Below are 11,476 nucleotides of genomic sequence, written 5' to 3'. Positions count from 1 at the left end.
TCCGAGCACACGAACACCTTGGAGGATCAGCGTGTCGTTATGCCGACCTTTCAGGCCACCGACAAGGCCCTGACCTGGGCCGATACCCCAAACATCGGCATAACCAGAAGGTCGGCATAAACCTTGTACTTCGAAGCGGAGAAGGAAGATGATCTGCGCAAGGTCGGTTACTCCAAGGAGCGCCGGGTCGATCCTCAGATCGTCGTGGGGGTGCTGGTCGACCGGGGCGGGTTTCCACTGGAGATCGGCTGCTATGAGGGCCCTGTCAGATGGTGTGTGTAAGGGGTGTGGCTCCACCCCCTGAAGGAGACACGCTGTGACGATTGACGCCATGTCGAAGATGAGCGCCGAGGAGCGCGCTGAGCGTCGTAGGAAACAGGCCGAGTTGGCCGATGACCTCAAGGCCACCGGGGCCTTGGATGAGGTGTTCGCCCGGATCGATGCCGGAGAGCCGCTGACCGGAGACGGTGGCGTGCTGGGCGGGATGCTCAAGGCCGCCCTGGAACGAGGCCTGGAGGCCGAACTGAGCGAGCACGTGGGCTATGAGAAAGGCGCACCGGATGCCACCGACCACCCCAACTCCCGCAACGGGCACTACGCCAAAACGGTGACCAGTCAGGTCGGGGACATCGAACTGGCCATCCCGCGGGATCGGGCCGGGACGTTCACCCCGATGCTGGTGGGTAAGGGCCAGCGCCGCCTGGATGGGGTCGATGGAATGATCATCTCCCTATACGCCGGCGGGATGACGCTACGCGACATCTGTCACCACCTGGCCTCCACCGTCGGGGTAGACCTCAGTCACGAGACGATCAGCAAGGTGGTCGACTCCATCGGTGAGGAGGTGCTGGCCTGGCAGCGCCGCCCGCTGGAATCCCTCTACCCGGTGATCTATCTCGATGCGATCATGGTCAAAGTCAAGGACGGGTCCCACATGGTCAATAAGGCCGCCCACATCGCCATCGGGGTGGACATGGACGGCATCCGCCACGTGCTGGGAATCTGGGTCCAGACCCACGAGGGCGCCAAGTTCTGGGCCCAGGTCTGTGCGGACCTGGCCAACCGCGGCGTCCGCGATGTGCTCATCGTGTGCTGCGATGGACTGACCGGCTTTCCCGAGGCGATCGAGGCGACCTGGCCCCTGGCCACCGTGCAAACCTGCGTGGTCCACCTGATCCGGGCCGCGATGCGGTTCGTGTCCTACTCCGATCGCAGGGCAGTGGCAGCGGCGCTCAAGCCGATTTACACCGCCCCGAACGAGGACGGCGCCCGCGAGGCGCTGGAGGCCTTCGAGGCCGGCCCGTGGGGGACGAAGTACCCCGCCGCGGCGCGTTCGTTCCGGGCGGCCTGGGACCGGTTCATCCCGTTCCTGGCCTTCCCGCCGGAATTGCGCCGGGTCATCTACACCACCAACGCGATTGAGTCGCTGAACTACCAACTGCGTAAGGTGACCAAGAACCGCGGCCACTTTCCCAACGACGCTGCCGTGGTCAAACTGCTGTGGCTGGCGATCTGCAACATCGAGGACAAACGAGCCCGAGAACGCCAGAAAGAACGCGGGCTACCGGCCGCCCAGCGGCGAGCCCCCGGCCGGCTGATCGAAGGATCGGTGACCACGAACTGGAAGGCCGCCCTGGGCCAACTCGCCCTGATCTACCCCGAACGAATCGAACCCTACCTGTGACCCCCGCCACACCCCTTACACACAGAGATTGACAGGCCCGCGGGACTCTCCATCATGCTCCCCGCCCAGGCTCGAGGCAGGTTCACGCTCGCTTCGGTCCGCAATGTAGGGGGAATGGCTGCGCCGATCGGCCTCCTTCTACTCACCGCCGCCGCCTTCGGAGCAACCACAACATTCCTTCCCATCTCCGGTCCGAGCACAGCAGAAGCCTCCGCCGCCTTGCTCGTCGCCTCCGTGATGCTGATCGTCGGACGCCTCGGGTCCGGCATCATCGGTGACCGAACTCGACCGGGAAGACTCTTGCTGACCTCCGTATTACTAGTCGCGGGAGGGCTGGCCCTGACCGCAGAAGCCCTGCACGACACCCCATCCGTTCTACTCGTAGGGGCGGCAATGATCGGGGCCGGGTTCGGCGCCAGCCAGAACGACTCTTTCGTGCTGACAGTCCACCGCCTCGGACCTTCTCGATCCGGCACGGCTAGCACCCTGTGGAACATGGCCTACGACGGCGGGCTCGGAGCCGGCGCACTCATCCTGGGTTGGACTGTCGGCAACACTGGCTACGTCGGCGCATTCCTGTTGATGAGCATCGCCATCGCCGCCATCGCAACCACGACGGCAGGGCTACACATCCGCCGTCGTCACCGCACTGCAACTGTCCTCAACCCACCGAACTGACCTGGTCCTGCCCGGACCAGCGGTCCCAGGATGCCGGGATGGACAAAAAACTCGGGTCCAACTCGTGGATCGAGTCCGCACCCAGGAACGTCATGCCCTCACTGATCTGGCGTTCGAAGAGTTCCAGGATGTGGTTCACCCCGGCCTCACCTGCGGCCAGCAGCGGGTACACATACCCGCGGCCCAGCAACACCGCGCGCGCCCCCAGCGCCAGGGCTTTGAGCACGTCGGTGCCGCGGCGGACCCCGGAGTCGAACAGCACCTCCACCCGGTCCCCCACCCGTTCGACGATCTCGGGAAGCACCTGCAGGGTGGGCACCGACCCATCCAAGACGTTGCCGCCGTGGTTGGACACCACAATCGCATCGGCGCCGGCACGCACCGCGCGCTCGGCGTCGTCAGCGGTGAGAACGCCCTTGATCACCAGCGGCCCGTCCCAGTGCTCACGGACCCAGGGGATGTCGTCCCACGTGGGGGTCTTCTGGTAGATCTGGCCGATTCCCTCCCAGAACCCCATGGGTGAGCCCGCAGCGTCCAGGGCCATGGCGATGTCGGGCATCTTCACCCCGCTGGACCCGGCGATGTCCAGGGCCCACCCCACCTTGGTGGCAACTTGCGGGACGAACTTGATCAGCTCCGGCGGGCTGGTGTCCATCGGCACGTTGCGCCGCGTGGTCCACGGCGCGTCCTTGGGTCGGGCGATGGTCGGGGTGTCCACGGTCAGCACCAGCCCGTGCACCCCGGCGCGTTTGACCCGTTCGATGATCGGGGCCGAGGCATCCCGTCCGCCCACGTAATACAACTGGTAGAACACCGGTCCGGTGGCGTTGTCCATGATCGTCTCGATCGGGGCATTGGTCACCCCGGAGACGAACTGGATCGTGCCCGCCTTTCCCGCCGCACGGGCGACCCCCGCCTCGCCGTCGGAATGGCCCACCCCCAGGAAGCCAACCGAGGACAGGATCACCGGCATCTCGATGCGATGCCCCAGCACGGTGGTGGCGATGTCCGGTTCGGGCTTGAACACCCCGTTGCGCGGCCGGAAGTGGACCTCCTTGAAGATCTCCTCATTGCGTATCGCGGTGATGTTCGACCCCGAGCCGGCCTGGAACATCTGGAAGACGCTGGCCGGCAGTCGCCTTCGGGCCAGGTCCTCGGCATCGGCTACCGACTGGATCTTCTCCAGGCGGCTCTTGGTGCGCATCGCGGTGAGGTTGGAGTGCAGAGACTGCAGAACGGACATGGCAGGTCACCTATTCTGTTGGGCGGGATCGCTCACCGCACGACGGCGAAGCGGCCGGGCCATGTTGCCCCGACCGATGCTGCTGACGTGCGCCATGAGTGACTCCTTGCTCGCGGATCAGGGAGGCCTCCAGTCTGATCCTGCGTGCTCGATCACGCACGACGAGCAGTGGGAACGTCTCGGTGGACCGAGAACGCATCACTGTGCCAGTTCGGCGAGGAAGGCGAGCAGCAGTCTGTTGAACGCTTCGGGGTCGTCCTGGTGCGCTTGGTGACCAGCCTCCGGGATCTCCTTGTAGTGGAAGCGCCCACCGTCGACCGGCCACCGCCTCGCGGTCATCGCTGTGAGCCGACCGGCAGCACTGGCGTCAAGCGCCCCTCGGGTGGCAAGGACGGGCACAGTGAACTGCTTGCCCTGCAGTCCGTCCAGCGCCGCGAGAGACATCGACAAGCCTGCCAAAGTCTTCCCGGGTGACCCCCGATGTAGTGGCACGCACATACTCCCGGGCCTCTGATGTTGTTGCGGTGCCCTGTGGCAGTTGTTTGCGGATCAGCCGGGTTGGCAGCAACGTGCCGATCATCCCGGAGAGCCGCCAGGCAAGACGCAGTCGTGCCTTGACGCCTCGGCCGGTGGGGTTGATGCACGGGGCGCCGATAGTCACAAGACCGGCGACTCGTTCGGGACTCTCCAGGACGAGTCGCTGAGAGACCATCCCACCCAACGACTGGCCTACCAGGACAGCACGTTCCGAGCCGTTGACCGCGTCCAGCAGTGCCAACAGATCCGCGCTCATATCATCGGCAGTCGGTCCGTACAGGCCGTGCGGGACGGACGCGCCATGGCCCCTGAGATCCCACAGCAGGACCCGACACCCAGTTGCGACCATGGCCTGGACCTGGCCGTCGAACATGCGGCGATCCATCCACCCGCCATGGGTGAAAACAACCAACAGCCCGCGCGACGGTCCGTGCACCTCGGCCTCGAGCACGGTGCCGGCCCTGGGCACCTGCACCGGCTCAATGTGCGGGAAAGCGTCCATGTCTTCCTTCCACTTCTGAGGTTCTTCGATAGTCGTCATCGCGCCTTGCACCAAGCACCACCACGAGAGAACGGACGGGTGTGGCTGCACTCAGGTCAAGCACGCCCGAAGTGAGGCCTCGACCTCTTCGGGACCGGCGTCCGGGCCGAATGCGAGGTGATGCAGGATCGCGCCTTCCACCTGAGTGAGGACGCGGCGTGCGGTGGCAAAGGGCTGTGGGAAGCCCAGTGTTTCCAGGACCCTGGCTGCCGCGCTCTCGACCTGGCTTCGACCCTCCGCGAGCACCGCTCGTACCTCTGGGTCGTGGAAGGCCTCGGTGAACAAGGCGAGGCGCGCTGCGGTCAGGGTGCGCTGTGGTCCGGTGGCCTCGCGGATGAAGGTGCTGAGTGATGCCACGAGATCATCGACGTTCTGCGGCGGGCCCTCTGCGGCGAAGGTGTGCTGCTCGGTCTCCACGAGATGGTCGACGACAGCGTGGAGCAAGTCTGCGCGGGTACGGAAGTGGTTGGAGGCGGAGCCCCTGGGTAGGCCAGCGGACGCATCGACCCGCCCATGAGTGAGGGCACGTATTCCCTGGGTGCCGAGCAGTTCGACGGATGCGTTCAGCGCTTGGTCACGAGTGCCCATGGCGCCCCTCGTCGTTGCCGTTGTCGTCTGCTGGCCTTGTTGAGACGAAACGCGAAAGTACGTTCATGGCACGATACCTGACCGCCGGAAGGCGTCTGGCCATCGATATGCGGCTGAGGACCCGGGAGGTCCTGACCATGCGTTGCCCAGTCCGGCGCCGTCGTCGATCGAAGTCCTGCAGACCTTCCGTGGTCGAACCCGCCGCGCGCAGGCTCTCCGCGAGGGTGACGGCGTCGACGATGGCCTCGCAGGCGCCCCGGCCCGCGTTCGGAGCCATCGCGTGGGCGGCATCACCGAGGACGACCGTGTGGTCACGACTCCAACAGCCAATCGGAGGCATGTCGTAGAGCACCCGCTGGTCGATCTCGGCCGGATCAAGTCTGGTTACCACCTCTCGCACGATCGGGTGCCAGTCGCCGAAGAGGGCGGTGAGAAGCTCGGCGACATTCCGGTAGCTGGGCCGCTCGGCCAGAACGTCCTCGCGCACGGAGGCGAACCAGTTGGTCATCCCTGCCTCCTGGGGTGTGACACCGAAGATCCGGCCGTCTCCCCAGGTCTCGCACGCTGCTTCGACCCGACCGGGGACGACACCCCGGAAGGCCACCGCACCCAACGGCCGCGGATCCACCGTTCGGCCGGCGACCACGGTTCGAAGGCGACTGTTGATGCCGTCGGCTCCGATCACCAGGTCGGCCTCGGGCAGGTTGGCCGCGTCTTCCACGGGCGTGGCCCAGCGGACTGCGTCCTCAAGTGCGCCCTCATACAAGATGCGGTGCAGTGCCGGCCGCGAGATGAGATAGGCGGGTTCACGCGAGGTGATCCGGGCGAAGGTGGTCCCCTCCGGGCGTCGGAAGGTCGCACCGTGCTGGGCGACGCCCGCCTCGCGCACCCGATCTCCTACGCCCAAGCGGTCCAGCGCGGCGATGGCCTCGGGCCACATCCCCAGGGCCGTTCCGGCCTCCGGTAAGCCGTCGGCCCTCTCCAGGATCTCCACCCGCCACCGGGTGTCCAGCAACGCCCTGCCCACGGCGAGCCCGCCGATGCCAGCCCCGACAATGATCGCCCGTCCGGTCATGCCCCAACAGTACTATGTTTATAGTGCGCATTAACCTAATCAGTAGTGTTAGGTGCTGGGGCGAGTTGGTACCGGGCGCTGACGCGGGCATCCCGACGGATGGCCGTTGGCGCGGCTCCCGCCACGACTGAACTGCGGACCCTCGGTACAGTGACTGCGTCCCCATCGACGGAATCGGAGCCCGTGATGAGCCAGTATCAGGTGATCAACCCAGCCTCGGGTGAGCAGGTGGCTTCGTTCCCGGCATTCACCGGTGAGCAGGTGGAGGCGGGGATCGCTGCTGCCGCTGAAGCGCACCGCACGTGGAGGGCGACGCCGGTGGCTGAGCGCGCCGCCGGGGTGCGCCGGGCAGCACAACTGCACCGCGAGCGTCGGGAAGACCTGGCCCGCATCATCGTGCAGGAGATGGGCAAGCCCTACCTGCAGGCGATCGAGGAAGTCGACTTCGCAGCCGACATCAACGACTTCTATGCCGACCACGCCGAGGCGATCACCCGGGAGGAACCGGTGGACATCCTCGGAGAAGGCAGCGCGGTGGTGCGACGTGCACCGCTGGGCGTGCTGCTGGGGATCATGCCGTGGAACTTTCCCTATTACCAAGTGGCCAGGTTCGCCGCACCCAATCTGGTGGTGGGCAACACGATCCTGCTCAAGCACGCCCCGCAGTGCCCCCAGTCGGCCGCGGCGATCGAGCAGATCTACCGGGAAGCAGGTCTGCCTGAGGGAGCATACGTCAACGCCTACCTCACCAACGACCAAGCCGCCGAGGTGATCGCCGACGACCGGATCCAGGGTGTGTCGCTCACCGGGTCGGAGCGGGCTGGGGCCGCGGTCGCGGAGGTTGCCGGGCGGCACCTGAAGAAGGTTGCCCTGGAACTGGGTGGATCGGACCCGTTCATCCTGTTGTCCACTCACGACATGGACGCCACCGTGCAAGCGGCGCTACTGGCGCGGTTGGACAACTCCGGGCAGGCCTGTTCGGCCGGCAAACGGTTCATCATCATCGAGGACTTGTATGACGGATTCCTGGAGAAGTTCCGGGCGGCGATGGCGGCGGTAGAACCGGGTGACCCCACATCGGTGAACACCGAACTGGGCCCGTTGTCCTCCGTGCAGGCGGCCCGGAACCTGCAGGACCAACTCGACCGTGCGGTAGCCGACGGCGCCACGTTGCGGCTCGGCGGCCAACGTTCCGGGGCGTTCTTCCCCCCGGCGGTGCTGACCGACGTCACCCCGCAGATGAATGCCTACAGGGAAGAGTTCTTTGGTCCCGTAGCCATGGTGTTCCAGGTGAGCAGCGAGCGAGAAGCCATTGACCTGGCCAACGACACCGGGTTCGGCCTGGGTTCCTACGTCTTCACCACCGACCAGCAGCAGGCGGACCGAGTGGCCGACCAGTTGGACGTGGGCATGGTGTTCATCAACATCGTGGCCGCCGATAGCCCCGAGTTGCCTTTCGGCGGTGTGAAACGCTCCGGGACCGCGCGGGAACTCGGCCTGCTGGGCGCCGAGGAGTTCGTGAACAAGAAGTTGATCCGTAAGGGAGTCTGATGAACGCCTCGCAAGACCGGCTCGGCCCCGCTGACTACAGCGCCACGCCTAGGTTCGCCGGCCCGCCCACATTCGGGCTACTGCCCAGGTTGGATGAGGTGCAGGCCGCCCGCCCCGGGGCGCCGATCGAGGTGAAGATCCTGGGCGTGCCCTTCGACTCCGGGGTCAGCTACCGCCCCGGCGCCAGGTTCGGACCCGCCCACATCCGCCAGTCATCCAAACTGCTTCGTCCCTACAACCAGGCCACCGGTGCCGCCCCGTTCGCCGCCCAGCAGGTGGCCGACTGCGGAGACCTGGGCGTCAATCCCTTCGACATCGACGAGGCAATCGCGGCTGTGCAGGCGAACGCCGATGAGTTGCGCGCCGACGGTGCCAAACTCCTCACCCTCGGTGGCGACCACACCCTGGCGCTACCGAACCTGCGCTCGGTACACCGCAGTCACGGCAAGATCGCAGTGCTGCACCTGGACGCTCACCTGGACACCTGGGACACCTACATGGGCGCCCCCTACACCCACGGCACCCCGTTCCGGCGCGCGAGCGAGGAAGGGTTGCTCGACCTGGCCCGGTGTATGCATATCGGCATCCGGGGTCCCGTATACGGAGCGGAGGACCTCACCGACGACGAGGTGCTGGGCTTTCAGATCATCAGAGCCGATGAGTACGAGTTCACCTCGGTGGCCGCGATCGTGGAGCAGATGCGGCGCCGCCTGGGGAATGCGCCGGTATATCTGTCGGTAGACATCGATGTGTTGGACCCCGCGGCCGCGCCAGGCACCGGTACCCCTGAGGCTGGGGGGTTGACCAGCCGGGAACTCCTCAACACCATCCGCGGCCTGCAGGGCCTGAACCTGGTGGGCGCCGAGATCGTGGAAGTGGCCCCGGCCTACGACCACGCTGAGATCACCGGAATCGCCGCCGCTCACGTCGGGTACGAGATCCTCTCCCTGTGGGCCAACCGCGAATCCGCGCCCAGCGGGCCTGCGGGGGCGTTCCTCACCGCTGACTGAGCAAGCCCGGTCCGGGGACTACAGGGCACTGGTGTAGTCCTCCTTCACCGACCGCAAATGCGCCCACGCCTCCAGAGCGGTGACCTCCGGGAAGGACCGCAGCCGTTCCAGCGAGGCATCCAGGTCCACCGGGCTGGCTCCGCGCAGTGTGACGACCGCATCGAAGCGTCCGATCGTGGCCGCGGCGAACTCCACATCCTCCTCATGACGCAGCCGTGTGAGCACCTGTGTGGCCTCCGACCGCAGGGTCAACCCCACCCCCATGGTCAGCAACCTGCCGAAGTGACCCCGCTCCTGGACTACCACCAGGCGGGCGATCCCCGCCTGCAACATCCGATTGACCCGCACACGAACCGCCGAGGAGGACCGGGCTACGCGCACAGCCAGGTCCTGCCAGTTCGCGCGTCCGTCGCGCTGCAATTCCCTTAGCAACGCCCGGTCGGTGGCGTCGATGCTCATCGGCTCATACGTATCGTGCTCCAGGAGCCCTTTGAACACGCCGGTGTAGATGACCGTGCTGGTCCGCACCACGGCCGGGTGGCGCCGGACCTGGGCGAGCAGTGCCTGGATGTCGGTGTGGGTGGGCACCCGCACCTCCATGATGAGATCGTGGGCTCCCGCCACGATCGACACCAGGACCGTCTGCGGCCATGAGGCGACCAGGGTCGCCGCGTCCGCCACCGGACCCCTGGTGGCCACCGACACGTGCGCGGTGACCTGCAGCCCGGCGAAGTGCGGGTGCACCGCAGCCACCACCCGGATGGCGCCGGAGTCGATCAGTGCCCGCAACCGCTGCCCCACGACCGCCCGTGGTTCGTGGATCGCGTGCGCCAGCGCCACCACACTGGCCCGGGGGTTCTGCTGCAAGGCGCGCACCAGCCGGCGATCCAGGTCCAGCCCGTAGCCACCGTCGGCGCTCATCGGCCCTGCCATGCCTTTCTGAACGGATCTTCGTCAGTTCGTCAGCAGTCCGGCTGCCTGCTGCGCGTGTCACGAACGATTCTGCCATCCGCTGCCACCAGGTCTGCGGAATTCCCTTGAGTTCACAACAGACCTGTGTTGTAGGGCGCGCGGCAGGCTCGTATGCTCACACCCACAATCTGGCGCGGACCACAACGATGTCCCGGATCGGTGACCCCGGGGTGCCGCGACTACTCCTCCTTCGCAAGGCGGTATGTAATGAGCACCGGAACTCCCAGCGGGCAGAATTCCAGCCCTCAGCCCGGCGACGGGCAGACATTCAGCCATCGGCGGGCCCTGCGGGCCGGGATGGCCTCCTTCGTCGGAACGTCGATCGAGTTCTACGACTTCTATATCTTCGCCACGGCCGCGGCGCTGGTCTTCGGGCCGTTGTTCTTCCCCGACGCAGCCCCGATCACCGGTGTGCTGTACTCCTTCGCCACCTACGCCGTCGGCTTCTTCTTCCGGCCCCTGGGCGGAGTCATCTTCGGGCACGTCGGTGACCGGTTCGGTCGCCAGCGGTCCCTGGTCATGACCTTGGTGCTCATGGGCGTCGCGACCACCGCCGTCGGCGTGCTCCCGACCTATGAGTCGGTGGGCGTGCTCGCCCCGATCCTTCTGATTGTGCTGCGCGCGCTGCAAGGAATCGCCGTCGGTGGTGAGTGGGGCGGTGCGGTGCTGATGTCGGTGGAGAATGCTCCGAACCGGTTCAAGGGGTTCTATGGCGCATTCCCGCAGTTGGGTAATCCGATGGGTGCCCTGCTGGCCTCCGGGATCTTCTGGCTGCTCACCGTGAACGATTCCCAGTTCCTGTACGAGTGGGGCTGGCGGATCCCGTTCCTGCTGTCCGCGGTGCTGATCGCGGTGGGTTTCTGGGTGCGGTACACCGTGGAGGAAACCCCGGTGTTCACCAGCGAGATCGAGCAGGACACCAAGGAGGAACTGCCGGTCAAGGCTGCGTTCCTACGCAATTGGAAACTGATCCTGTTGGGCGTGGGCCTGATCCCGATCTCCACCGGCGGGTACTACATGGTCACCACGTTCGCGACCGCGTAACGGCACCGAGCCCGCGTTCGGCATCGGCATCAGCGAGAACCAGATGCTCACCATCTTGTCCGTGGCGGCCTTCGGTGAACTGGTCTCCTGTCTGCTGATCGGGTGGCTTTCGGACAAGATCGGCCGCAAACGGGCCATGGGTGGCGGGTTGATCCTCACCGCAGCGCTGGTGGTGCCGATGTTCCTGACCATGGCCCCGGAGAACGTCGCACTGATGTACGTGCTCTTCACCGCGGTGCGGATCGGGATGAACTTCGCCTGGGCCCCGATGGCCTCGATCCTGGCCCAGGTGTTCCCTCCGCACTCCCGCCAGACCAGCCTGTCCATCTCCTACTCCATCGGTGCGGCGATCTGGGGCGGGCTGGCACCGGTGACCGCCACCGCGTTGTACCAGGCCACCGACACCATCTGGAGCGCGATCATCCTGTACTTCGCGCTGACCGCGATCAGCATCGTCTGCCTTGCCCTGGCGCCCCAGCGCATCGATGAGGTGTTCGAGGAGGATGTCCTCACCGCGCGGGCGCTCCGGGGGGCCAACGAGTAGTTGGCGCGC

12 protein-coding genes are annotated in these 11,476 nt (G+C 66.1%); 6 read left to right on the top strand and 6 right to left on the bottom strand.

Annotation, left to right across the window (positions count from 1 at the left end; all coding sequences use genetic code 11):
• Positions 1-340 precede the first annotated feature (340 nt).
• A complete protein-coding gene (locus ACPL7H_RS16790) occupies positions 341-1,684 on the top strand; it encodes an IS256 family transposase (RefSeq protein WP_424797935.1) in 1,344 nt (447 codons plus the stop codon).
• A 114-nt stretch (positions 1,685-1,798) separates the two neighbouring features.
• Entirely contained in the window at positions 1,799-2,362 is a 564-nt protein-coding gene (locus ACPL7H_RS16785; protein ID WP_424797933.1) for an MFS transporter, read from the top strand.
• Here the strand turns inward: ACPL7H_RS16785 and ACPL7H_RS16780 are convergent.
• The 5 genes from ACPL7H_RS16780 to ACPL7H_RS16760 form a co-directional block, all read right to left on the bottom strand.
• Entirely contained in the window at positions 2,346-3,605 is a 1,260-nt protein-coding gene (locus ACPL7H_RS16780) for an alpha-hydroxy acid oxidase (RefSeq protein ID WP_424797932.1), read from the bottom strand. The genes ACPL7H_RS16785 and ACPL7H_RS16780 overlap by 17 nt on opposite strands.
• Positions 3,606-3,803: 198 nt before the next feature.
• Positions 3,804-3,944, bottom strand: a complete 141-nt coding sequence (locus tag ACPL7H_RS16775) for a hypothetical protein (RefSeq protein ID WP_424797931.1) — start codon at positions 3,942-3,944, stop codon at positions 3,804-3,806.
• 28 nt (positions 3,945-3,972) lie between these two features.
• Complete coding sequence (locus ACPL7H_RS16770) at positions 3,973-4,683, bottom strand: alpha/beta fold hydrolase (RefSeq protein ID WP_424797930.1); 711 nt, start codon at positions 4,681-4,683, stop codon at positions 3,973-3,975.
• A gap of 51 nt (positions 4,684-4,734) precedes the next feature.
• Positions 4,735-5,271 carry a TetR/AcrR family transcriptional regulator gene (locus tag ACPL7H_RS16765; protein WP_424797929.1) on the bottom strand — a complete coding sequence of 179 codons (537 nt, stop codon included), beginning with the start codon at positions 5,269-5,271 and terminating at the stop codon, positions 4,735-4,737.
• Positions 5,258-6,346: an FAD-dependent monooxygenase gene (locus ACPL7H_RS16760; RefSeq protein WP_424797928.1), complete on the bottom strand. Its 1,089-nt coding sequence runs from the start codon at positions 6,344-6,346 to the stop codon at positions 5,258-5,260. Before ACPL7H_RS16760 ends, ACPL7H_RS16765 begins: the two co-directional genes overlap by 14 nt.
• Before the next feature lie 186 nt (positions 6,347-6,532).
• Between ACPL7H_RS16760 and ACPL7H_RS16755 the strand changes: the two genes are divergently transcribed.
• On the top strand, positions 6,533-7,897 hold the full coding sequence (locus ACPL7H_RS16755) for an NAD-dependent succinate-semialdehyde dehydrogenase (RefSeq protein WP_424797927.1): 1,365 nt from the start codon (positions 6,533-6,535) through the stop codon (positions 7,895-7,897).
• Positions 7,897-8,907, top strand: coding sequence for an agmatinase (gene speB, locus ACPL7H_RS16750; RefSeq protein WP_424797926.1), 1,011 nt, complete (start codon positions 7,897-7,899; stop codon positions 8,905-8,907). The genes ACPL7H_RS16755 and speB overlap by 1 nt, the downstream gene beginning before the upstream one ends.
• An 18-nt stretch (positions 8,908-8,925) precedes the next feature.
• On the opposite strand, the gene ACPL7H_RS16745 is transcribed toward speB, so the two are convergent.
• On the bottom strand, positions 8,926-9,828 hold the full coding sequence (locus tag ACPL7H_RS16745) for an Lrp/AsnC family transcriptional regulator (RefSeq protein WP_424797925.1): 903 nt from the start codon (positions 9,826-9,828) through the stop codon (positions 8,926-8,928).
• Positions 9,829-10,086: 258 nt separating this feature from the next.
• Between ACPL7H_RS16745 and ACPL7H_RS16740 the strand changes: the two genes are divergently transcribed.
• Together ACPL7H_RS16740 and ACPL7H_RS16735 are read left to right on the top strand one after the other, a co-directional pair.
• The gene (locus tag ACPL7H_RS16740; RefSeq protein WP_424797924.1) at positions 10,087-10,923 is read left to right on the top strand and encodes an MFS transporter; all 837 of its coding nucleotides are present in this window, start codon (positions 10,087-10,089) and stop codon (positions 10,921-10,923) included.
• Between the two features lie 43 nt (positions 10,924-10,966).
• A complete protein-coding gene (locus ACPL7H_RS16735) occupies positions 10,967-11,467 on the top strand; it encodes an MFS transporter (RefSeq protein WP_424797923.1) in 501 nt (166 codons plus the stop codon).
• Positions 11,468-11,476: the final 9 nt, after the last annotated feature.

This window comes from Pseudactinotalea sp. Z1732 (genome assembly GCF_049724975.1).
Taxonomy (GTDB): domain Bacteria; phylum Actinomycetota; class Actinomycetes; order Actinomycetales; family Beutenbergiaceae; genus CALKWS01.
This window is presented reverse-complemented; position numbering and strand designations above follow the sequence as displayed.